This window comes from Streptomyces sp. NPDC002032, assembly GCF_042890765.1.
Lineage (GTDB): Bacteria > Actinomycetota > Actinomycetes > Streptomycetales > Streptomycetaceae > Streptomyces.
In genome coordinates this window covers 35,251-57,453 of the sequence record NZ_JBIASM010000018.1, presented here as the reverse complement: position 1 = coordinate 57,453, position 22,203 = coordinate 35,251, and the positions used below count along the sequence as shown (strand labels likewise).

The 22,203-nt window shown below is 74.6% G+C and carries 20 protein-coding genes; 11 read left to right on the top strand and 9 right to left on the bottom strand.

Annotated elements, in window-relative coordinates:
• Window positions 1–116 precede the first annotated feature (116 nt).
• Both ACFYYT_RS30400 and ACFYYT_RS30395 read right to left on the bottom strand, forming a co-directional pair.
• Window positions 117–1,376: a TerD family protein gene (locus ACFYYT_RS30400; RefSeq protein WP_351823309.1), complete on the bottom strand. Its 1,260-nt coding sequence runs from the start codon at window positions 1,374–1,376 to the stop codon at window positions 117–119.
• A 131-nt stretch (window positions 1,377–1,507) separates the two neighbouring features.
• Window positions 1,508–2,038: a DUF4232 domain-containing protein gene (locus ACFYYT_RS30395; RefSeq protein WP_351823306.1), complete on the bottom strand. Its 531-nt coding sequence runs from the start codon at window positions 2,036–2,038 to the stop codon at window positions 1,508–1,510.
• A 197-nt stretch (window positions 2,039–2,235) separates the two neighbouring features.
• On the opposite strand from ACFYYT_RS30395, the gene ACFYYT_RS30390 reads away from it, so the two are divergent.
• Entirely contained in the window at window positions 2,236–3,489 is a 1,254-nt protein-coding gene (locus ACFYYT_RS30390) for a glycosyltransferase (protein WP_351823303.1), read from the top strand.
• On the opposite strand, the gene ACFYYT_RS30385 is transcribed toward ACFYYT_RS30390, so the two are convergent.
• A complete protein-coding gene (locus ACFYYT_RS30385) occupies window positions 3,462–3,845 on the bottom strand; it encodes a hypothetical protein (RefSeq protein WP_351823300.1) in 384 nt (127 codons plus the stop codon). The two genes, ACFYYT_RS30390 and ACFYYT_RS30385, sit on opposite strands and share 28 nt — an antisense overlap.
• A gap of 299 nt (window positions 3,846–4,144) precedes the next feature.
• Between ACFYYT_RS30385 and ACFYYT_RS30380 the strand changes: the two genes are divergently transcribed.
• Window positions 4,145–4,285 (top strand): hypothetical protein, encoded by a 141-nt coding sequence (locus tag ACFYYT_RS30380; RefSeq protein ID WP_351823298.1) that lies wholly within the window; start codon window positions 4,145–4,147, stop codon window positions 4,283–4,285.
• Window positions 4,286–4,322: 37 nt separating this feature from the next.
• On the opposite strand, the gene ACFYYT_RS30375 is transcribed toward ACFYYT_RS30380, so the two are convergent.
• Together ACFYYT_RS30375 and ACFYYT_RS30370 are read right to left on the bottom strand one after the other, a co-directional pair.
• Window positions 4,323–5,675 (bottom strand): AMP-binding protein, encoded by a 1,353-nt coding sequence (locus ACFYYT_RS30375; RefSeq protein ID WP_351823295.1) that lies wholly within the window; start codon window positions 5,673–5,675, stop codon window positions 4,323–4,325.
• Window positions 5,676–5,951: 276 nt separating this feature from the next.
• Window positions 5,952–7,283: a YhgE/Pip family protein gene (locus ACFYYT_RS30370; protein WP_351823292.1), complete on the bottom strand. Its 1,332-nt coding sequence runs from the start codon at window positions 7,281–7,283 to the stop codon at window positions 5,952–5,954.
• Window positions 7,284–7,415: 132 nt separating this feature from the next.
• Here ACFYYT_RS30370 and ACFYYT_RS30365 point away from each other — a divergent pair, with 132 nt between their 5' ends.
• The 3 genes from ACFYYT_RS30365 to ACFYYT_RS30355 all read left to right on the top strand — a co-directional run bounded on the left by ACFYYT_RS30365 (window position 7,416) and on the right by ACFYYT_RS30355 (window position 11,298).
• Window positions 7,416–8,099, top strand: coding sequence for a MerR family transcriptional regulator (locus ACFYYT_RS30365; RefSeq protein WP_351823289.1), 684 nt, complete (start codon window positions 7,416–7,418; stop codon window positions 8,097–8,099).
• A 186-nt stretch (window positions 8,100–8,285) separates the two neighbouring features.
• A complete protein-coding gene (locus tag ACFYYT_RS30360) occupies window positions 8,286–10,376 on the top strand; it encodes an NAD-binding lipoprotein (RefSeq protein WP_351823286.1) in 2,091 nt (696 codons plus the stop codon).
• Window positions 10,377–10,404: 28 nt separating this feature from the next.
• Entirely contained in the window at window positions 10,405–11,298 is an 894-nt protein-coding gene (locus ACFYYT_RS30355) for a YihY/virulence factor BrkB family protein (RefSeq protein ID WP_351823283.1), read from the top strand.
• Here the strand turns inward: ACFYYT_RS30355 and ACFYYT_RS30350 are convergent.
• Both ACFYYT_RS30350 and ACFYYT_RS30345 read right to left on the bottom strand, forming a co-directional pair.
• Window positions 11,291–12,394, bottom strand: coding sequence for a DUF1152 domain-containing protein (locus tag ACFYYT_RS30350; protein ID WP_351823280.1), 1,104 nt, complete (start codon window positions 12,392–12,394; stop codon window positions 11,291–11,293). The genes ACFYYT_RS30355 and ACFYYT_RS30350 overlap by 8 nt on opposite strands.
• On the bottom strand, window positions 12,391–13,839 hold the full coding sequence (locus tag ACFYYT_RS30345) for a radical SAM protein (protein ID WP_351823277.1): 1,449 nt from the start codon (window positions 13,837–13,839) through the stop codon (window positions 12,391–12,393). Before ACFYYT_RS30345 ends, ACFYYT_RS30350 begins: the two co-directional genes overlap by 4 nt.
• Window positions 13,840–14,096: 257 nt before the next feature.
• Between ACFYYT_RS30345 and ACFYYT_RS30340 the strand changes: the two genes are divergently transcribed.
• The 4 genes from ACFYYT_RS30340 to ACFYYT_RS30325 are packed head-to-tail and all read left to right on the top strand — an operon-like array spanning window position 14,097 to window position 18,911.
• A complete protein-coding gene (locus tag ACFYYT_RS30340) occupies window positions 14,097–15,311 on the top strand; it encodes an ATP-grasp domain-containing protein (RefSeq protein ID WP_388609941.1) in 1,215 nt (404 codons plus the stop codon).
• A gap of 5 nt (window positions 15,312–15,316) precedes the next feature.
• Window positions 15,317–16,582, top strand: a complete 1,266-nt coding sequence (locus ACFYYT_RS30335) for an ATP-grasp domain-containing protein (protein WP_351823271.1) — start codon at window positions 15,317–15,319, stop codon at window positions 16,580–16,582.
• The gene (locus ACFYYT_RS30330) at window positions 16,579–17,862 is read left to right on the top strand and encodes an MFS transporter (RefSeq protein WP_351823268.1); all 1,284 of its coding nucleotides are present in this window, start codon (window positions 16,579–16,581) and stop codon (window positions 17,860–17,862) included. The genes ACFYYT_RS30335 and ACFYYT_RS30330 overlap by 4 nt, the downstream gene beginning before the upstream one ends.
• Window positions 17,863–17,864: 2 nt before the next feature.
• Window positions 17,865–18,911, top strand: a complete 1,047-nt coding sequence (locus ACFYYT_RS30325; RefSeq protein WP_388609938.1) for a GNAT family N-acetyltransferase — start codon at window positions 17,865–17,867, stop codon at window positions 18,909–18,911.
• Window positions 18,912–18,945: 34 nt separating this feature from the next.
• Here the strand turns inward: ACFYYT_RS30325 and ACFYYT_RS30320 are convergent, their stop codons facing one another.
• Window positions 18,946–19,221 (bottom strand): hypothetical protein, encoded by a 276-nt coding sequence (locus ACFYYT_RS30320; protein WP_351831821.1) that lies wholly within the window; start codon window positions 19,219–19,221, stop codon window positions 18,946–18,948.
• A gap of 272 nt (window positions 19,222–19,493) precedes the next feature.
• Here ACFYYT_RS30320 and ACFYYT_RS30315 point away from each other — a divergent pair, with 272 nt between their 5' ends.
• Window positions 19,494–20,750: a 2-isopropylmalate synthase gene (locus ACFYYT_RS30315; protein ID WP_351831824.1), complete on the top strand. Its 1,257-nt coding sequence runs from the start codon at window positions 19,494–19,496 to the stop codon at window positions 20,748–20,750.
• On the top strand, window positions 20,747–21,478 hold the full coding sequence (locus tag ACFYYT_RS30310; protein WP_388609934.1) for a hypothetical protein: 732 nt from the start codon (window positions 20,747–20,749) through the stop codon (window positions 21,476–21,478). Before ACFYYT_RS30315 ends, ACFYYT_RS30310 begins: the two co-directional genes overlap by 4 nt.
• Here the strand turns inward: ACFYYT_RS30310 and ACFYYT_RS30305 are convergent.
• The gene (locus ACFYYT_RS30305) at window positions 21,468–21,911 is read right to left on the bottom strand and encodes a hypothetical protein (RefSeq protein WP_351831772.1); all 444 of its coding nucleotides are present in this window, start codon (window positions 21,909–21,911) and stop codon (window positions 21,468–21,470) included. The genes ACFYYT_RS30310 and ACFYYT_RS30305 overlap by 11 nt on opposite strands.
• Between the last annotated feature and the right edge of the window lie 292 nt (window positions 21,912–22,203).

The following is a 22,203-nucleotide window of genomic DNA, read 5'->3' as shown; positions in this document are numbered from 1 at the left end:
GGCCGTGGATCGGGCGGATCGCACGTAAGGGACGATACCGGGCACCCCGAACGGGCGCACACGGGCGGGCCGAACGCCTGGTGGGGCCGGTCCGCCCGGTCGGTTCCCGTCGGTCCTCAGTCCTTGCCGGCCGCGTGCCAGGACATGCCCCAGCCGTACTCCAGGTCCGCGGCCTGCTGCTTGAAGACGCCGGGCGCGGGCTGGATGTACTTCGCCTCGCGCCGGACGATGAGCTCTCCGCCCACGTTCTCGATCAGGGCGATGGCGGCGACGGGCGAGACGACGGTGCACTCGTCCAGGAGCACCTCGATCGGCGGACCGGCGGGCGGGAAGAGGGTGGCGACCCCGTGCAGCCCCGCGAAGCTGGTGGCCCCGTCGTAGATGACGACGAACACCAAGAGGCGCTTGATGGCGGCCGCGTGATCGAGGTTGATCAGGAGGTTCTCGCCGGTCTCGCTCCGTCCGGTCCGGTCGTCCTGGTCCAGCCGGACGTACGGCGGCTGGTCGAAGGAGCCGTACTGGTCCTCGATGGGGTGGACGATCCCCGTCGTGCCGTTCTGCAGTTCCCACAGGCAGGAGAGGTCGAGATCGACGTCCTCCAGCCGGACGGCGCCCTTGCCCTTGTTCATCCAGCCGCGCGGCGGCCGGGCGGCGCTCCACGAGAGGTTGACCCGCATGGCGCCCGAGGTGGCCCCCTGCTTGGTCAGCGACACCGTGGGCGCGGCCTTCGTCAACGTGATCTTCGACAGCCGCACCGGCCGCGGGGCGGGCGGCACCTGCGGGGCGGGTGTGGGAGCGGGGACGGGCACGGACACGGGCGCGGATACGGGTACGGGTGCCGGCGGCGCCGCCGGCTCGTCGACGGTGATGCCGAAATCGGTGGCGAGCCCCGCCAGCCCGGAGGCGTAACCCTGCCCCACCGCCCGGAACTTCCACGCTCCGCCGCGCCGATACAGCTCGCCGAGCACGAACGCCGTCTCCGAGGTGGCACCCGTGGGGTCGAACCGCGCCGTCTCGACCCCGCTCTCCGCGTCCAGCACCCGCACGAACAGCCCCGACACCTGACCGAACGTGGCGTCGGTGGACGCCGCGAGCACCACGGTCCCGATCTCCTGCTCCACCGCCGACAGCGTCACCGAGACCGTTTCGAGCACGCCCGCGCCGTCCTGGCGCCTTCCCTCGTGGCGCACCGCGCCGCTGTGATGCACGAGGTGGTTGTAGAAGACGAAGTCCTCGTCCGACCGCACCTTGCCCGCCGTCGTCAACAACAGCGCCGACACGTCCACTTCGGGCGCCCCGGGCCCGCCCCGCCAGCCCAGCTCCACCCGCACCCGGGCACTGTCCACCGGTACGTTGGCACCCTTGCGCAAGGACATGCCGGTCCCCCCTTCCACGACTTCGCGAACCCCCGCAGCGTACGCGGGCCCCGCCCCGTCCGGGCGTTCCCGCCGAAGGCTCCCGGGGCCGGGTCCGGACCGCCCTGGGCACCGCGTACCGGGTACCCGGGTCAGGAAGGGTCGTCCGGGAGCGCCGCGACCGCCTCGTCCACGGTCTTCTTCCACAGGGTGGTGACGGGGTCGGACACCGCGATGCCGGGTGCGGGAGCGCCGATGGCGGCCGCGGTGAACCGGGTGCCGGGGTGAGCGGGGTTGGCGGCGACGGCCAGGCTCGGGACGTAACGGGCCGAGCCGCCGCGGTCATCGGTGCGCAGCGCCGCGTACAGGCGGCCCTTGGCCGGGAGCAGGTGCGGGCCGCTCTGGGTGGGCGGCACCGGCCGAGCCGCGCCGTCCAGACCGGCGAAGGTCACGGTGGGGAACCGGTCGACGGTGCAGGCGGCGCCGCTCTTGTTCGTGACGGTGACGAGGACGACGCTGCTCGCGATCGGCGGCAGGGCGTGGGCGTCGTAGCCGAGCGTCGCCCGGGCACAGGCGGGTGCGGCGACCCCGCGGGCGGTCTCGGCATGGGCGGTCGCGGCCGTCGCGGCGACCAGGAGCGAAGGGGCGAGGACGAGGGTGGCGGCGCGCATCAGTGCGGTCATGCGGCCAGTCTGCCCGCTTCCGGCCTCCGGCAAGGTGGTTGGTCCGTCACCGGTGCGCCACAAAAAACAAAGGCAAGGAGACCAGCGCTCCTTGCCACTATCAACCTATAGCGCACCGGGGGGCTTGCGGCAAGACCCGGGCCGTACCGCACAATCGGCGTCCGAACGGCAGGACCTGCGGAAACGGGAGTCGCGAAGTGCGTGTGTTGTTGACGACGTGGGGATCGCGCGGTGACGTCGAACCGCTGGCCGCCCTGGCGGTGGAACTGCGGGAACTGGGCGCGCGGGTACGGGTGTGCGCGCCGCCGGACGAGGAGTTCGCGGCGCTGCTGGCGCGCGTCGGCGTGCCGCTGGTGCCGCTCGGCCCGACCGTGCACTCGGTGGTCGCCGCGGCCAAGCCGACGGCGGCGGACGCCTTCCGGCTCGCTCCCGAACTGGTCGCCGCCCGGTTCGAGACCCTCACCGCCGCCGCGGCCGAAGGGTGTGACGCGCTGCTGGCCACCGGCCTGATGCCGGCCGGGGCACGGGACGTGGCCGAAAAGCTGGGCGTCCCCTACGTGTACGCCTGCTTCCACCTCGCCGGACTGCCGTCACGGCACTTGCGGCCCGGCGCGCGGCCGGGCCCGGCGTCCGCGCCCGGGGAGACCGACCACCGGGTGCTGTGGCGGCAGGACGCCGACCGGGTCGACGCGCTGTACGGGGAGGCGCTCGCCCGGCACCGCGCGGCGATCGGCCTGCCGCCGGTGGCGGGCGTGCGCGACCACGTCTTCACCGGCCGGCCGTGGCTGGCGGCGGACGCGACGCTGTGTCCGGCGCGCGGCATGACCGACCTGGACCTGGTGCAGACCGGGGCGTGGCTCCTGCCCGACGACCGCCCGCTCCCGCCCGGCCTGGAGGCCTTCCTGGAGGCGGGCCCGCCGCCCGTGTACGTGGGCTTCGGCAGCATGGCCGCGCACGCCCCGCAGGACATCGCCCGGGTGGCCACCGAGGCGTGCCGCGCGCACGGCCGGCGCGTCCTGCTCGCCCGCGGCTGGGCCGGCCTGGCCCCCGTGGACGACGCCGACGACTGCTTCGTCGTCGGCGAGGTCAACCAGCAGGCCCTGTTCCGCCGGGTGGCCGCCGTCGTGCACCACGGCGGCGCGGGCACCACCACGGCCGCCGCCCGGGCCGGGGCGCCCCAGGTGGTGGTGCCGAGGATCGCGGACCAGCCGTACTGGGCGGGCCGGGTGGCGGAGCTGGGCATCGGCGCGGCGCACGGCGCCACGGCGCCGACCGCGGGGTCCCTGTCGGCCGCCCTCACCGAGGCCCTGGCCCCGGGCACCGTGGCACGGGCGGCAGCGGTCGCCGCCACGATCCGCACCGACGGGGCGGCGGTGGCCGCACGGCTGCTCCTCGACGCGGCCGCCGGGGCGGCCGCCCCCGGTCAGCGGGGCGTGCGGCGGCCGCGGTAGCGGGCCCGCCACCGGGCGAGGAGCTCGCCCGGGGTGCGGGGGGACGGGTCGTGCTCGGCGGGCCACTCCTCCTCGGGGGTGAGCGGGGCGTTCGGCATGAGGTACCGCATGCCGTCGCGCTCCAGCACGCAGGGCGGGACGTCGTCGCGGTCGTAGGGACGTCCGACGCGGATCAGGAAGGGGAGCGGCGGATCGGCGGGGATCTGCCCGCGCAGGACGAGGACGTCGGGGGAGGTCCGGACGGCGGACACGGCCCTCCCGTCGACGAGCACCTCGACCCGGTGGCCCCGTACGTCGTACAGGACGGTGAGGGAATGTCCGTCCTGATCGAGGTGGTAGCGATGTCGGCCCGCCACGGCAGCCTCCCGGTGCTCCGTCTCCTGCCCAGCGTAGGGCGGGCGCTCGGAGCAGGTCGAGGAGCTGCGTGAAGGAGCCGCCGCCCGCCCGTTTCCCCCTGGCGCCGCCTGGGAGCCACCGTGGTCCCCGGCCGCGGCTGCGTCCGAGGGCCGGTGGCGGCGGCCCCGGGCGAAGACGGCACGCACGTTGCCCAGTGCCGCCAGGTCCCGCGTCGGATCGCCGTCGACGAGGAGCAGGTCGGCCGCGTGACCCGGTGCGATGCGCCGAGGTCGAGGCCGTCCTCGGTCATCCAGGTGCAGTGCTCGATGGTGTCGACTCCGGCCCTCACCGCGCCTGCGATGGTGTCCGCCGGGCCCTGTCCTTCCAGGTCGGCCTGAGGGACGAGCAGGGCAACACCGTCCGGGAGACGATCACCGACGCCTACCGGCTCGCCCCGTGAACCGGCCCGGGTGGGCGGGGTACACCCGCCGCCACCGCTACGCGGCCGCGAGGCGGCCGGTCACCACCAGGTTCCCGTCCGGGGCGCGCCGTACGAGGTGGCCCGTGCGGGCGTAGCCGTCGGGGGTGAAGGCGTGCGCGTCGAGGCCGGGGGACCGGTAGTAGCCCCGGACGGTGTACGGGCCCCGGGCGAGCAGCTCGCCCTGTTCCCCGTCGGGCACGTCCTCGCCGTCGGGGTCGACGACGCGGATCTCGTCGCCGGGGGAGAGCGGGCGGCCGTGGGTGCTGAACGCGGCTTCGTCCGGACCGGCGGCCCGGGTGAGGGTGATCAGGCCCGCGTCCGCGGCGAAGAGCCGCTGCGGACGGCACCCCCAGGCGGAGCCGATCCGTTCGGCGGTGTCCCGGTCCGCGGGCCCGCCGCCGATCTGCACGAGACGCAGGCTGCTCAGGTCGGCCCGGAGCGTGGCGGACGCGTCGAGCCAGAGGCGGGCGACGGCGGGCAGCACCGACGTGACGGTGACCCGCTCCCGCTCGGCGGCCGCCAGGCACTCGCCCGCGTCCGCGTCCTCGGCCAGGACGACGGCGGCGCCGACGGAGAGGGCGCCGATGATGCCGGGGCAGCCGAAGACGAGGTTCGAGGCGGCGGGCAGCGCGGCGAGGTAGACGTCGTCCTCGGTGAGCGACACCGACTCGGCGGCGGCCCGCGCCTGGCAGAGGTAGTCGTCGTGGGTACGCGGGACGATCACGGGCGTCCCGGCGCCGCCATCGCCGAGCAGGAAGAACGCCACCTGGCCGGAGTCCTGCGGGAGCGGCCGGTCGGGCGGGGAGTCGAGCGAGCCGAGCGGGAAGTAGTGGCAGCCGGCCGGGTCGGTCGTGAAGCCGCCGTACGGGGACGCGGTGCCCGGCGCGTCCAGGGGGAACACCCGCCGCAGGAAGGGCCCTTCGGCGGCGATGTCCGCGGCCATCGCCGTGTGGTCGAAGCCCCGGTAGGCGGAGGGGCCGACGTAGCCGACGGCCTGGGTGACGCGTACGAGCGGCGACAGCCGCGCCGCGCGGTGCGAGACCGGGCAGAGCACGGGGAACATCCCGGCGCGCATCAGCGCGAACACGGTGACGACGAACTCGGGCACGTTCGGCAGCTGTACGACGACCCGTTGCCCGGGCCGCAGTCCGCGCAGCCGGAAACCGGCGGCCATGCGGTCCACGCGCCGGTTCAGCTGCGCGTACGTGATCCGCGTGGAGCCGTGCACGAGCGCGGTCCGCGGCCCGAACCGCAGGGCCCAGCCGCGCAGCAGACCGTCCAGCGTGTCGCCGCGCCAGTGCCCGGCCGCCCAGTAGCGGTCGGCGAATTCCTCGGGCCAGGGCGTGCAGCCGTCGAGCATGGATGTCATCCGCTTCCTCTTGTCCGGGCCCGTCTCCCGACCCCGGGGAGCGGGCCCGCCCTCTTGACCCCGGTCATCCCATCCGCCGGACCCCCCGCGCGCAAGGCGCCGTCCCCACCACAGATGCGGCAGCCGATCATCGGAAAGCCCAACGGCCGCCGCTGACCAGCGGATTCGCACCGGCCCGCGGCAGTCCGGCCGGACGCGGACGCGGACGCGGGCGCGGACGCGCCGATGCGCGGGGCGGCCGTGGCCACCCCGCGCATCGGCGTCGACGGAGATTGCTCAGGCTTCGGCGGGCGCCGCCCCGGCCGGGGCGGCGTCGGGGGTCCCGGTCTCACCGTCGGGGTGCGGGATGCGGTGCAGCCCCCGGCGGTCGTAGAGGCGGGTGACCGCGAAGCCGAAGAGCAGGGCGGCGACGAGGGCGACACCCATCGAGGCCCACGCCCGGGTCAGGCCCGCGTCGGCCTGGGCTCCGTAGTAGAGCAGCGAGCGCAGGCCCTCGGTGATCTGGCGCAGCGGCTCGAACTCGGCGAGGGCGCGGAAGAACCCGGGCAGCGCCTGGAGCGGCACGGTGGCACCGGAGGAGGGGACGGCCATCGCGACGAAGACGATGGTGGCCAGCAGCATGCCGGGGGTGCCGAAGGCCGCGAACAGGGCCAGGCTGCCGAGACCCACGACCGCGATGGTGGCGACCGAGTACAGCCACAGCAGGCCGAGGTGGGAGGCGTCCATGTCGAGGATGCCGACCGTGGCGACCTCGACCAGGGTGCCCATGACCACCGACAGGCCGAGCATCAGCGCCATGCCGATGGCCAGGGTGCGGACGCGACTGGTGTGCTGCACGGGTTCGCGCTTGCGGATGGGGCCGAAATCGGTGTGCAGGTAGCCGAGCGCGGTGTCGACCTGGGAGTTGACCACGTTGGCCCCGAGCATGCCGCAGACGACCAGGACCAGCGCGTAGTAGAAGGCGCTCAGGCCCATGGCGCTGCGCGACCCGAGGGGGTGGCCGTCGGCGACGGCCACGGTCACCGGGTCGGCCAGCTTGAGCTGGGCGGCCGTGGGGAGCGGGGTCTTCTGCGCGGCGGCTTGCTTGAGGAGCTCCTGGCCGATCGACGCCGAAGCGGAGTGGGCGGCCTTCTGGGCCGCCTGGGAGGACATGGAGGAGCCGATGCTGCCGGCGGCCTGGTTGGTCAGCACGGTCAGCGTCGGCGGGGCGGGCTTGCCCTGGGCCGGGGGCTGCGGGGCGGTGAGCGCGGTCACCGTCGCGGAGAAGTCCCGGGGTATGACGAGGGCGCCGAACACCTTGCCGCTGCCCAACCGCGCGTCGGCCTCCTCGCGGCTGACGACCTGCCAGTCGATGCTCCGGTCGCCCTCGGCGGCCTTCTCGATCCCCGAGACGACCTGATCGCCCAGATTGAGGTGGCGGCCGCCCGCGTCGGCGCCGCTGTCGGCGTTGACCAGGGCCACGGGCAGGTCGCGCAGGTTGCCCCTGGGGTTGACGTTGCCGCCCACGTAGAGCAGGGCGAACATCATGGAGACCACTGCGGCGATGAGTCCCGTACCGATCCACAACTGGGGTCGGCGGAGCACGGAGGGGGGATTGGGCTGAGGCATCGATTCTCCGGTGCGGCTGCGTTCCTAAGGCTGGATACTTAAGGTATCCAGATACTGGATAGTGGCAGTATCTTGTTGTGGTGTCCAATCGCCGACGACGCCACCGGACCGCGTGACGAGCAGGGAAGCCGCATGAAGATCTCGGAGCTCAGCCGCCGCACCGGCGTGCCGGTCGCCAGCATCAAGTACTTCCTGCGCCAAGGCCTGTTGCCCGCTGGCCGGGCCACCGCCGCGACCATCGCCGAGTACGGGGACGAGCACGCGCAGCGGCTGCGCCTGATCAAGGCGCTCACCACGCTCGGCGGCCTGTCCATCGCCGCCACCCGGGAGGTGCTCGGGGCCGTCGACCAGGCCGACACCTCCGAGGGCGCCCTCGGAGCCGTCAGCTACGCCCTCCCGGTGCCAGTGGCCGCCCAGGGCGCTCCGGAGCGCGAGGAGGACGACGGTGCGGGCCCGGCCGCCGCCGCGGAGGTGGCGGAGCTGCTCGCGGCCCTCGACTGGCAGGCGCCCGGCACCTCGCCCCACGTACAGGGGCTGACGACGGCCCTGCGGGAGCTGCGGCGGCTGGACGCGCAGTACGCCCCGGGCGAGCTCGCCGCCTACGCGCGGCTGGCCGAGTCGGTGGCCCGGCTGGACCTGGAACGCGCGGCCGGCCTGGAGGATCCGGTGGCCCTGGCCGAGCGGGCGGTCATCGTCTTCGCGATCTGCGCCCCGGTCTTCGAGCTGCTGCGCCGCCTCGCCCAGGAGGACCAGGTGCGCCGCCGCGCCGCGGGCGGCGGTGACGCGCCCGGGGCCGGGGCCGCCGCGCCCCGGTAGTACGTACGGGCAGCGGCGTCCGAATCCGAAAACGAGTCCCCTTCATCATGCTGCGGATGGGTTTAACCGCTATGCCGTATCCGTACCGTGACCCGCCGTTAAGGTGTGACGTGCACCCACTCGTCGGTGCCGGGCGGTCCGCGGCACGGCGGCCGGCCGCCGTGCCGTCCGAGCGAGGAACGCCGGTTGCCAGGACCCAAGCCCGCAGCCCGGGCAGGACGACGCGCACCCACCTGGGCGCGCACGCGCTACTGGTTCGACACGATGGTGGCCCGCGGGACGGCGGTGCTGATCGGCTGGCTCGTACTGATGTGCCTGGCCATCGTCGTCCCGGCCAGCGCGGCCCTGGTGTGGGCCGACGACCACGGCCCGACCACCCTCTCCAGCCGCGCCCTGGCCGTGTGGGTGAGCGTCGGCCAGACCCTCAAGCTCGGCGGCGCCGTCGGCAGCCCCCTCTACGTCTTCCTCTCGGTGGTGCTCGCCCTCGTCGCGCTGCTGTTCGTCTCCACCCTCGTCAGCCTCATCACCACCGGCCTCAACGACAAGGTCCTCGCGCTGCGCCGGGGCCGCTCCACCGTCCTGGAGTCCGGGCACACGGTCCTGCTCGGCTGGTCCGACCAGGTCTTCCCGATCGTCTCCGAGCTGGTCACGGCCAATGCCAACCGCCGCCGGGCCGCCCTCGCCGTCCTCGGCCCCAAGGACAAGGCCGAGATGGAGGACGAGATCGCCGCCGCCGTCGGGCGGCTGGGCCGCACCCGGCTGATCTGTCGCAGCGGGACGACCACCGACCCCGCCGTCGTCTCCCTGGTCGCCCCCGGGACGGCCCGCGCCGTCCTGGTGCTGACCCACGACGGAGAGGAGGGCGACGCCCACGTGGTGAAGACCCTGCTCGCCCTGGAGGCCGTCGTCCGCGGACTCGCCGGCCACGCCCGGCCCGGCGTGGTCGCGGCCGTCCGCGACGGGCGGCACAAGCGCGCCGCCGACCTGGCCGCCGGACCGCACGGGCACGTCCTGAACATCGAGGACATCACCGCCCGGCTGATCGCCAGGACCTCCTGCGAGCCCGGGCTCTCCCTCGTCTACCGCGCCCTGCTGGACTTCGACGGGGACGAGATCTACACCGTGCCCGCCGGCGCCCTCGCCGGAAGCACCTTCGGCGACCTCCTGTTCGCGTACGCCGACTCCAGCGTGATCGGTCTGCTGCGGGCCGACGGGCGGGTGGAACTGAACCCGCCCTGGACCAGCGTCCTCGGTGCGCAGGACCGGATCGTGGTGATCACCGAGGACGACGACACGGCCGTCCCGGTCGGCGTACCGCTGCCCGTCGACCACGCGGCGGTCGTCACGGCGCCGCCCTCGCGGCCCGCCCCCGAACGGTTTCTGCTGCTCGGCTGGAACCCCCGGGCGCCCCGCATCATCGAGCAGCTCGACGCCGGAGTGCCCGACGGCTCCGTCCTGCTGGTGATGGCGGAGGGCGAGGACCATCTGAGGGACGCCGAGCGCTGCGCCCGCCTCCCCGGGCGGCGGATGCCGGTCACCGTCCTCGAAGGCGACGTCACCGACCCGGACGTACTGGCCGGGCTCGACCCGCTGGGCTTCGACCGCGCCGTGGTCCTCGGCTACGACGGCCCGCAGGCCGGCGGCCTCCCGCTCGCCGGCGACGACCGGACCCTGGTGACGCTGCTGCACCTGCGGGCGCTGGAGCAGGCCGCGGGCCGGGAGCTGGCCGTGGTGACCGAGATGGCCGACGACCGCAACCGGCTGCTCGCACCCGCCCGGGAGGGCGCCGACTTCATCGTCGGAAGCCGCCTGATCAGCCTGCTGATGACACAGATCGCGGAGGACGGGGACCTCGGAGCGGTCTTCGACTGCCTGCTCGCCTCCACCGGCGACACCCTCCACCTGAGGCCGGCCGCCGACTACGTCGTGACCGGACGCCCCGTCGGCTACGCCACGGTGGTGGAGGCCGGGCGCCGCCGCGGCCACTGCGTCATCGGATACCGGCTCCAGCCGGACGGCCCGGACCCGGACGGCCGGGACGGCGTCGAGGGCGGGGAGGGCGGGGAGGGCGCCGGCGGGCCGCGGGGTGCCGCGCACGGGCTGCGCATCAACCCGGACAAGCGGGAGACGGTCCGCTTCGGGCCGCAGGACGCCGTACTCGTCCTCGCTCCCGGACCGGCGTCCCCCGCCGCCCCCGCCCCGGCCGCCGCTGCCGCCCCGTCCCCCCGGCTCCCGCTCGCCCCGCAATCCGGCGCCGGCGCCCGCGAGCCCGCGTGAGAGCCGCGGTGAGGGGCATGAGGGCCCCGTGGCCACCAACATCCTCCGGACCTCCGGACGCACCAAGAGACCCGCCCGCACGACGCGCACGGTCCGGGCCCTGCGGCGCACCGCGACGCGGGTCTGGGACGACAACGTCGCCGACTCGGCGGCGGCACTGACCTATTACGCGGTCCTCGCGCTGGTCCCCGCCCTGCTCGTCCCGGTCTCCCTCGTCGGCCTCGCGGGCGCGGACACCCGCGAGCGGCTGATCGCCGACCTCACCTCCTACGCGCCGCCCCAGTCGGCCCAGGTGCTGCGGGACGCGCTGGGGGGACTGACGGCGCAGCACTCCTCGATGTGGGTGCTGCTCGTCAGCTGTGTGCTGAGCGCGCTGTGGTCGGCCTCCAGTTACCTGGCGGTCTTCCGCCGCGCCCTGCACGCGATGCACCGGATCCCCGACACCCGCACCTCCCTGCACGCCGCCCACACCCTGGTGCTGACCGCCGCCGGTCTGCTGGCGCTGCTCGTGGCCGGCGCGACGACGCTGGTGGTGGGCGGCCCCTTCGCGCGCCGCGCCGGGGCCGCCCTCGGGCTGGGGGGCGGCAGCACGATGGCCGTCCTGCGGTGGCCGGTGCTGCTGGTCGTCGTCGCCTCCCTGATCCTGATCCTCTTCCGGACGGGCCCGCCGGTGGCGCGGGGGCTCCGGCGGGGGCTGGCGGGCGGCGTCCTCGCGGCGCTGCTGTGGCTCGGCGCCTCGGTGCTGTTCACCGTCTACACCCAGTTCGGCACGTACAACAGGCTGTACGGATCGCTGGCCGGGGTGGTGGTGTTCCTCGTGTGGCTCTGGTTCACCAACCTCGCCCTGCTCACGGGCGCCCAGCTCAACGCGGTCCTGTCGGGCTCCGGTCGGGCCGGGACGCCGCCCGGGCCGGTCAGCTGACCCGCAGCAGGGGCGTGTCCGTGGCGAGGAGCGTCCGCAGGGCGGGGATGTCCGTCCAGTTGAGGCCCAGGGTGCGGGCGGCGTGGCGCAGGGTGACGTGGCCGGCCCCGCCGGCCGCTTCGCGCAGGGTCTTCACCGTCAGGTCCCGGTCGAGGAGGGCGGTCCCCCCGGCGGGAGGCTCCCGCCGGGGCGTGCGGGCGCGTTCGCTCTCCAGCCCGGGAATGCCGGTGAGCCGGTGGGAGAGGCCGGCGGCGGCCTCCAGGGTCGCCGGGTGCTCGTCGAGGAGGGCCCGGGCCACGGGATTGTGAGCGATGGCCTCGTGGAGCGGCAGCGGGTACAGCCGGGGGGAGACCTCCGTGAGCGGGATGACGTGGTTGACGGTCCGGACGGTGCCGCGCACGCCGTGCAGGGCGGCGGCCCACAGCGCGGATGCCTCCGAGGGGTGCCAGGCCAGAGCGCGGGCGGCCGCCGCCGTCGCCCGCCGGTCCGGGACCAGGGGGCGGCTGGTGGCGAGGCGTACGAGGAGGGGCCCCTCACCGATCTCACCGTCGAGGCCGGGCCCCGCGATGTGGACGGTGGTGGGGATGCCGGTGAGGTGGCAGGCCGCGAGGGTGAGGGCGTCACCGAACGGGCTGCACAGGCCGGGCTCGTCCCCGTGGGTCAGGATGTCGCCGCCGATGTCGACGATCCGGATCCCGCCGCCCGCGGCTTCGGCCATGGCGGCGATCTGCCGGGCCAGGCCGGAGAGTCCTCGGGCGGGGTCGAGGAGCAGCAGCCGGGCGGGCAGGTCCCCGGCCAGGGCGGGCATGGTGGATCCGGCGGGCGGGCGGGCCCGGGTGGCCGGCGTGAAGGCCGCGAAACCGCCGGCCCGGCCGCCCCCGCCGCCCCCGGCGCCCCGGCCTTCGTACACGAGCCCGTCGAAGTCCCTCGCGCCGAGCGGGCTGGAGGTCGGGTCGACCTCGGGGCGCTCCCACGCGTAGGTGGCGATCAGCGGCTGCCGGCCGGGGGCGGCCGGGTCCCCCGTGAGGGCGCGGGCGGCGACGAGGGTCCCGACGGGATCCCCTCCGCCGCCCGCGGCGACGTACAGGTCGCTCACGCGGCGCCCTCGCGCTCGCGCAGGTCGATGCCGGTGATCCGTACCGGTGTCGCGCCCATGTTCTTGCGGGCGCGCTTGTTCGCCGCGTGGAGCTGCTCGTAGTACGCGCGGTCGAGGTCCTTGACGGAGCCGGAGTAGAACATCCAGGACAGCACGTCGCGGTACTTGAAGCCCTTGGGGGTCAGCTGGACGCGCCGGCCGAGGCGGTGGATCAGCCCGTTGGATTCGGCCGCTTCGAGGACGGGTTCGAACTCGGCGGCGTGCTTCTGGTAGCCGAAGCGGTCGAGCTCGCCGAGGTCGAGGTCGAACGTGTCGAGGACGAGACGCTTGCGGACGAGCTCCTCGGCGGTCAGTTCGAAGCCGGTGACGGGCGCGAGTTCGTGGTTCTTGGCCCGCGTGATGTAGTCGGCGACCTCGGCCGCCGACGGCTTCACGCTGCCGCACATGTAGTCGAGCACGGTGGTGTACGAGCGGGCGCCGACGCCGAGCCCGAGCAGGGGCACGCCGTGGAAGGTGAGCACCTTCTGGACGTAGCCGCCGCGACCGGGCTTCTTGTAGCGGACGGAGCCCTCCTGGACGTAGCCGTGGTCGAGGAAGACCTGGCGGGCGTAGTCGTAGCGCTCGTACAGTTCGGGCTGCCACATGTACTGGTAGGCGCCGGTCCGGGAGAACCAGGCGTCCGGGCGCACCGTGAGGAAGTACGTGCTGATGGTGGTGGGCTGGAGCGCGGCCAGCTCGTCCACGCTCTGGCGCCAGGTCTCGGGGGTCTGTCCCGCGAAGCCCATGATCAGGTCGGTCGACAGGTCCGGCAGGCCGAGTTCCTGCGCGGTGCGGACGGCGCGTCGGATGACGTCCTCGTCCTCACCGCCGCGCCCGGCCTCGCGGATCTCGCGCGGCACGAGGGACTGGATGCCGACGTTGGCGCGGGTCAGGCCCATGTCGATGAGGGCCTTGAACTCCCCGGGCGCGTCGGCGATCGACGACGGCGTGGCTTCCACGGCGACCTCCTCGGCCGTGGAACGCCAGTTGGGGTAGATCTCGCCGAGGGTGGCGAAGATCTGCTCGAAGTGACGGGGCTTGAGCAGGGCGGGGGTGCCGCCGCCTATGTAGAGGGTGCGCAGGCGCCGGGCCTGGATGATCTCCGCGTGATCGCGGATCTGCGTACAGAGGGCGTCGGTGTAGGCGTCGTAGACGTCCTCGTCGGTGCTGATGATGGTGTAGAGGTTGCAGAACCCGCATTTGCGGTCGCAGAAGGGGACGTGCAGGTAGAGGTTGAGCTCGGGAACCTGGTGGTTGGCGAGGTCCGCCGCCCACACCTCGGGAACGGTCCACTTGCCCTCCGGCAGCGGGCGGTAGGTCGAGCGGGGCGGGTACGAGTACTGGTAGGGCGGAATGACGCCCTGGTCGATGTGGGCGGCGAGCTCCTGGTGCAGCCTGCTGGTCACGGTGTTGCCTTCCCGTACGGGTTTCGGGCGCGGGTTTACCCAGCCTGGCGATCCGATCACGGGACGTCCGCCCCGGCCCATCGGGCGGGCGCACCAAATACCCTTCCCCTACTGACCAGTTCGTTGGTGAATGCTCCAAAAGGCCATGCTGTGCGACGAGTTGTTTTCGTCTGTCAGGCCCATAGCCGCCGCAGCCGCCCCGCGGCTTTGCTGGAGGAATGAAAATCGGGACGGGCCCGCACGGGCCGGGAGTGCTGGTGATCGAGCCGATGGGGAACGCGGGACGGTTCCTCGTCGAGGCGGCCGACCGGCTGGGAGTGCGCCTGTACGCGGCCACCCACGCCGACGTCCACGACGGCTACCCGGACTGGCTGCGGGCCGCCCTCGCCGGGGTCTGCGCGACGGACCTGACCGACACCGCGAAGGCGCTGGCGGACATGGACGCCTTCTGCCGGCAGCACGCCATCGCCGGTGTCGCCCCCTGCTTCGAACTGTTCACCCCGCTCGCCGCGCTGCTCGCCGAACGGCTGGGCCTGCCCGGCAACGATCCCCGGCTCGCCCGGGCGGCCCGCAACAAGGTCCTGATGGGCGAGGCGTTCGCGGCCGCCGGGATCCCCGCCCCCCGCTGGGCGGTCGCGCACGGCGCCGCCGAGGCCCACCGGGCGGCGCGGGAGCACGGGCTCGGCTGGCCGCTGGTGGTCAAACCCGCCGAGCAGGGCGGCTCGTGGGGCGTGTCCGTGGTAGAAGGCCCGGACGGGCTCGCCGACGCCGTCGGCGCGGCCCGGCGGTACACCCGCGCCCACCCGCACGGCCTGGAGCTCGACGCGCGGGTCCTGCTCCAGGAGTACGTCCCGGGCGAGGAGTACTCCTGCGACACGGTGGTCGCCGACGGGGTGGCCTATCCGCTGCCCGTCGTCGCGAAGGACACCACCGAGGGCCGGTACCGCATCGAGACCGGGCACACCTGCCCCTCCGGCCTGCCCGCGCCACTGGTCAGGAAGGTGCAGCACACCGCGGCGCGGGCCGCGCTCGCCGTCGGCGTCCGCCACGGGATCGCGCACACCGAGGTGAAGATCCCGCCGGGCTCGGACACGCCGTACGTGATCGAGACCGGCGCCCGCCTGCCGGGGGACAACCTGTGCGAGGTCGTCGAGGCCGCGACGGGCGTGAGCGAGGCCGCGGCCCACCTCCAGGCCGTGCTCGGCTTGCTGCCCGACACCGTCCCCACCCGTACGCGGGCGGCGTCGATCCGCTTCCTGCTGCCGGAGCGCGGCGGAGTACTGCGTCGGGCGGTCATCGCGGACCTGCCCGGTACGCACGGCGAAGTGCACCTGCGGCCCGGGGAGGTGGTGCCGGAGCCCGCCGATTCGGCCTGCCGGATCGGGCACGTGGTGGCCCGCGCGGAAACGGCCGAGCAGGCGCGCGGGCTGGCCGGCCGGGCGGCCGCCCGCTCCCGCGTGGAAGTGGGCTGAAGCAGGTGCGGAAGATCGCTTTCCTCCGGTCGGTACGCATCCAGCGCGCCGACCCCTACATCCAGCAGGCCGTACGCGCACTCGCCGACGACGGGATCGAGGCCGGACTCTTCCACACCAGCGGCGCCGCCGCATACGAGGACTTCCCCGGGCACCGGCAACGGCTCGACCGGGCGGTGACGCCGCGCGAACTCGCGGACGCGGTCGCCGCCTGGGGAGCGGACGCCGCGGTCTCGATCTCGCTGCCGTGCGAGAACGCGGTGCGCGACGCCGCGGCCAAGGCCCTCCTCGACGCGGCGGGCATCCCGACCGTCATGACTCCGCTCCCCGCGACGCTGCGCCTCGTGGACAAATGGGAGACCAAGCAACTGTGCGGGCGGGCCGGGCTGCCGGTGCCGGACGGGTTCCGAGTCGACTCCGATCTGCTGGCGGGGCGGGGTCTGGCGGTGCCCGGCTACCGGGACGCGCTGCGCGTCCTGGCCGAACGGACCGGCTACCCCCTGATGTCGAAGCCCCTATGGGGCTCGACCAGCATGGGCATCCGCACCCTGCGCTCGCCCGCCGACCTGGACGCCCACCTCGACGCCCACCCCCAACCCGGCTCCGCGGCGGTGTCGGCGGTGGTGGAACAGGTCGTCGAAGGCGATCTGTGCAGCGTGGACATCGTCGGGAGCCCCGGCGCCTACCAGGTCCTCCCCCCGTGCTGGACCGGCCGCGCCGGCCCGGAGCCGGTCTTCACCTTCGCCGGCCTGCGCTGGTGCGGCCCCCGCGAGGAAGCGGACCCCGCCTTCGCCGAAGTGGCCCGCGCCCTGGTGGACTTCTGCGCGGAGCTGGGGGTCCACGGTTCGGTCAACATCGACATGATCTACACCGGCGGGCGCTTCGTGGTCCTGGAGGTCAACCCGCGCATCGGCGGCGCCACCACCCTCTCGTGCGCCGCGTCCGCCACCAACACCTTCACCTCCCTCGCCCGCATGGCCCGCGGCCTCCCCCTCACCGCGGGCATGGTGCGACGGACCGGCTGGGCGATCGAGTTCCTCGCCGGGGAGGGCATCCCGCCGGAGGCGCTGGCCGCACTCCGCCGCCTCGTCCGGGTGGTCACCGCGCACGAGCTGGTGATCGACGGGGCCTCCCACGGGGACATCGTCGTGATCACCCTTCCCGAGGGCGAGGAGGACCGGACCGTCAAGGCCCTGACGGAGCTCCACCAGAGCACCGGCTTCCCCGCGGCCGGTGTCCTGGGCAAGATCACCGCCCTGCTGAACCGGTGAGCGCGGCCACCGCGCCGGCCCGCCGCCCGCGCAGCGCGGCGGACCGCCTCGGCCTGCCCGCCCTGCGCGGGCACGGCCTCTTCATCACCGGCAACCTCATCGACTCCGTCGGCAACGGCATGCTCCTGCCGCTGGGACTCCTCTACTTCACCGACGTCCAAGGCCTGTCGCCGGGGCGGGTGGGCGCGGCGATGACGGTGGGGCAGGCCCTCGCCCTGCCCGTCACCTTCCTCGCCGGCCGCCTCATGGACCGCGTCGGACCCCAGCGCGTCGTGGTGTGGGCGAACCTCCTCTCCGCCGCCGGGTTCGCCCTGTTCCTGTTCGCCCGCGACCCGTGGCACATCGCCGCCGTGTACGTGCTCGTCCAGGCCGGCATCAACATGTACTTCACCGCGCAGCGCACCCTGATCACGCACGTCACCCGAGCCGGCGAACGCCGTTCCTGGTTCGCGTTCACCGGCTCGCTGCGCAACGTCGGGCTCGCCGCCGGGGCCGCCGCCGCGGCGGGCGCCCTGACCGTGTTCGGGAACGGCTCGCTGCGCTGGATGATCGCCCTCGACGCCGTCACCTACCTGCTGGCCGCCGCCTGCTTCGCCGCCCTGCCCACCACCCCACCGGAACCGGACGCCGCGCCGCCGAGCGCCCTCGTGAACCGGACCGACCACACCCGACGCTACTTCCTCCTCGTCGCCGTCAACCTCCCCTACGTCCTCGCGCAGGCCGTCCTCTCCGTCCTCATCGCCGTCTACACCACCCGCGTCCTCGGACTCCCCGCCTCGGCGGCCAGCATGCTGTTCGTCGTCAACACCGTGATCGTCTCGGCGTGTTCGACGGCCGTCACCGCGCACCTGGCCCCCAAGGCGCCCCGCCGCGCCGTGGCCGCCGGATACCTGATCATGACGGCGGGGATGGCGGCGTTCGCGCTGCCCGGCCTGCCCGGCCTGCCCGCACTGCCCGCGCTGCCCGGGGCCGCCCCGGCCGTGTGGGCGGCCCTCATCCTGGCGATCACCCTGTTCAGCGTGGCGGAGATCCTGCTCGGCCCGGCCCTGAGCGAACTGTCGGTGAGCCTCACCCCGCAGGCGGCCGGGGGCTTCACCCAGGGCCTCTACCAGTTCTCGTGGGCCGTCGGCATGGTCGCCGCCCCCGCCCTGTTCACCCTGCTGCTGGAGGCCGGTCCCGCCCTCCCGTGGGGTGTCGAAGCCGCCGCCTGCCTGATCGGCGTACTCGCCGCTCCCGCCCTCAAGGCCCCCAACCGCCACCGCCGAAGGAACCTCCGTTGATCGTGAGCACCGTCGAGTCCGTCCACGAGGTCCCCGCCGCCGAGTGGGAACACCTCGCCCGCCCGGCCGGCCTCTACCTCTCCCACCGGTGGCTGGCCGGTGAGGAGGACGACCCCACCGCCACCCGTGCGTACGCCCTCGTACGGGAATCCGACGGGACCCTGCTCGCCGCCGCCCCCCTCCACCTCGTGCACGACGAACCGAACGACAGCTACCAGCCCGAGACCGTACTGCCCCCGCACCTGATGCCCCGCGTCATCGCCGGAGCCCGGCGCGGCTACCACAACGCCCCGCTCACCGCCCCCGGCCTCGCCCCCGGCCGCCGGGACGCCTGCCTCACCCGGCTGCGGGACGCCGCACGCCGCTTCGCCGGCCACCACGGCACGACGCACTGGTGGCCCTACCTGACCGCCGAAGCCGCCACCCGGCTCGCCCCCCTCTACCCGGAGCCCGCCCACCGCCTGGAGGACGACGCCCTCATCCCCCTCCCCGGCACCGGCGTCGACGACTACGTCTCCTCCCTGCCCGCACAGCGCCGCGCCGGCGTCCGGCGCGAACGCCGCGAGTTCGCCGCGTCCGGCGTCGAGATCCGCCGGCAGGTGCTCGCGGACTGCTTCGAGGACGCGGCGGTCCTCCTCGCCGGACACCAGCAGGACCACGGGCATGGCCGGGACGGCATCGACGCGATGACCGGTCTGCTGAAACGGCAGGCCACGGCGATGGGCAGCGAGGCGCGCGTCGTCGCCACCTACGACGGAGACCGGATGACCGGCTTCTGTCTCTCCTACCACTACGGGACGAGGACGTGGATCCGCGCGGTCGCCTTCGACCGCCGGCACCCCACGCCCCACCTGTACTTCAACCTCATGTACTACCTGCCCATCGAGGCCGCGTACGCCCACGGCACGACCGCCCTGCACGCGGGCATGGCCGCGATCGAGGCCAAACGCCGCCGCGGCGCGCGGATTTCCGGCCTGTACGCCCTGGTCGACCGGCCCGGCGCGCCGCTGCCGCCCGGCCCGCTGCCCGCGCGCGAAGCCGCCGCGTAGCGCTCGCGCGGCGGGGCGCTCCGGCCGCCCCGGCCTACCGGGGCTCGTGGGCCGCGAGCCGGCAGGCGCCGTTCGCTGCGCCGCCCGGCGTCCCGGCCCCGGTCAGGCCGCTCACACAGCCCTGCAGATCGCCGGAGACCCCGAGCCGGCAGGCCGCGGTGACGGAGTCGCCGGGGGTGGCGCCCCCCTGCGTCGCCAGCTGCGTACAGGCCGGGATGTCGGCCCGCGCGAGGGGGGCGGCGAGCGACGCGCCGCCCAGCGACAGGGCCACTCCGGTCAGGACACCGGCGATCCGGGTTGACGTGCGCATGGGACCCACCCGCTCTCGGTTTCGTCACACGGCCCGGGCGGGACACGGTCGCCCGCGGTACGAGGCGCGGCCGCTCCCGTCTCCTCCCCTCACCGTACGACCGGCCCCGCCGCTCCACGACCGCTGCCGCCCCCCCCACGGCCGACGGGCCGCCACCCGGGTCCGCTCATCCGATCGGGTGATCCTGAGGGATGCGGGCCGTCGCGCCGCCCGTCCCGGAGAGATCGTTCCCCCAGCGGGAAGCCGAACGGGGCCGCCGGGGAGGGGAAGCAGTGGCTGAGGCGGACGAGGTGGACGAGGCGGACGTGGTGCGCGGGACCGCCCGGTCGGGCAGATGCGTGGTGTGGGAGGAGTCCGCTCGGGACGGAGCCCAGGCCAAGACGCTCATGAGCGCCGGCTTCCGGGTGCGGCTGGCCCGCGAGACGGGCCGGATCTTCGGCCCCCACGGCCCCGAGCACGTGGTCTTCGCCGCCGGCTTCCCCGCGGTGTGCGCCGAGGAGTTCGAGGCGGTACGGCAGGTGGCCGCCGAGGCGGAGGGCGCGGTGAGCGTCGCCGCCGTGTGCCGGGGCGCCGACCGCGACCTGGCCCAGGCCCTCGCCTCGGTGCGCGGGAGCCGGCACGCACGGGTGATGGTGGTGGTGCCCGCGTCGGACGCCATGGCCCGGGTGATGGTGCACACCGACGCGGCCCGGGCGCTCGAAGCGGCGGTGGACCTCGTCAAACGGGCCCGCGACCGGGACGCGGACGTGGCCGTCGACGTGTGCCTCGCCGATGCCTCCCGCGCCGACCACGCCCTCATGGCCCACTGTGCCGGGGCCGTGACCGCCGCCGGCGCCGGTCTCGTCGTCCTGGCCGACACCGTCGGAGCCCAACTCCCTTACGAAGCAAGCGAGATGTTCACCCGGGTGCGGGCGGCCTGCGGGCCGCAGGTCGTACTCGCGTCCCACCTCCACAACGACCTCGGACTGGGCCTGGCCAACAGCCTGGCGGCGCTGGCGGCCGGGGTCCGGGTGACGTCGAGCTCGTGGCTCGGCATCGCCGAACGCTCCGGCATGGTGGCCACCGAACAACTGCTCTTCCTCCTCACCCGCCACGGCCCGGAGCTGCTCGGACCGGACGCGCGGCCGTGGTGGACCGTCCCCGACCTCACGCGGCTCCCGGGCATCGCGCGGATGGTGGCCCACGAGACGGGCGCACCGCTGGGCGTGACCACCCCGATCGTCGGCACCGGGGTCGGCACCATTTCCACCGGCACGCCCTTCGTCCACCCCGGACTGTTCCAGCCGTACGACCCGCACGAGACGCTGGGGATCGAACCGAGCGTGGTCCTCACGCACCTGGCCAGCGCGCGCGTCGTCACCGCCGTCGCCGCCCGCCTCGGACACGTCCTCGACGCCGAGCAGACCCGTACGGCCATGACCTGGGTCAAATCCCTCGCCTACCGGACGGGCCGGGCCGTCGTCGACGACGCCGCCTTCGGCCACTACCTCGCGGGCCTCACCCGTAGCGTCCCCGGGGGTTGTCCGTGAACCCGCCGGTGGACCCGCCCGTGGACCCCGCGCCGGGCCCGGCGCCCCGTACGGCGGTCGGGCTCGGCCGGGCCCGCCGGGAGCTCAGGGCCGGCCGGCCCGTGGTGCTCCCCAACCCCGCCCCCCTGACCCACGTCGTCGCCGCCACCACCGCCCCCGCCGTCAACGCCGCGAAGGGCCGCCCCGCGGACCAGCCCGTCGCCCTGTGGGCCCACCATGCCGACACCCTGGACGCCCTCGCCGGCCTGTGGGACCTCGCCCCCGCAGACCACGGGCCGGTCCGGCGCCTGCTGGCCGAGGAGCACCTCACCGTCCTGCTGCCGCTGCGCCCCGACGCCGTACGGCCGTCCTGGTCGGACCCGGCGGTCAAGGACGGGTGGATGCTGCTGTTCGGGGCACGCTGGCGGCCGTTGCGTCCGCTCCTGGACGACCACGCGCTCCTGTACGTGAGCAGCGCCAACCTCACCGGCCGCCCGCCCGCCGCCGACACCGCCGGGGCACTGGCGATGTTCCCGGCCACGGTGCCCGTGCTGCGGCCGCCGGACCCCGGCCGCCCGCCGGGCCCGGGCGGCGACGGGCCGGCGCCGACGGCCCGTCAGGCGACCACCACCGTACGGGTCCTGCCCGGGGGAGGGCTGCGGCTGCACCGGCCCGGCGCCCAGGACCGGGCGTACGGCCCGACCGACGCCTACCTGCGCGACCTGTACGCCCGCACCTTCAGGCGGTGAGTTCCCGCAGGCCCCGCCGAGCCGGGACGAGGTCACGGCGGATGAAGTACTCGGTGCCGAGGACGGCCTCCCGGTCCCGCGCCGACAAGGTGCCCAGCAGGGCCGGGAGCGAGCGGCTGCGCGCGGCTTCCGAGCGGTGTGCCCGGATCGCGGCCCACTTGCGGTCCACCCAGGGGCGGACGTCCACCGCCGCGCTGACCCTCGCGTCCGGCACCGTGTGCAGGCGCTTGCCGACGCCCGCGACGAGCCCGGCCAGGACGGCGGCGGCCGACTCCGGATGCGTGGCGAGGTACAGGGCGCTGGGCTGCCACGGCGGCCCGGCCCAGGGGTAGAGCTCGCCGAAGCCGGCCGCATGGGAGGCGAGCAGGGCGACGTGGTGGGTGTGGACGTGGTCCGGGTGGCCGGAGGAGCCGAGGGCGTCGTGGATGACCACTTCCCTGATGCTTGAGTGAGTTCAAGCGTCAGGAGAGACAGCAGTTGAGCACGTGGCAAGTAGTGCGGGTACCGGATCCAGGCCGGTGGGGGACGCTCCCTGCTGACGGGGTTCTGAGGGTACGGGATCTGCCGGGGGCGGTGGCCCGAATGGGGCTCAAGCCGGGAGACCCGGCGTTCGTGAGGCCCGACGGAATGGTTGATGCGGGGTCGAGACCGCACTTGCTGCCGCCAACACCGCCGCCCGGCTATGAGACCAGGCTGCGGCTGGGGAGAAGGTCTCAGGGCCGGCC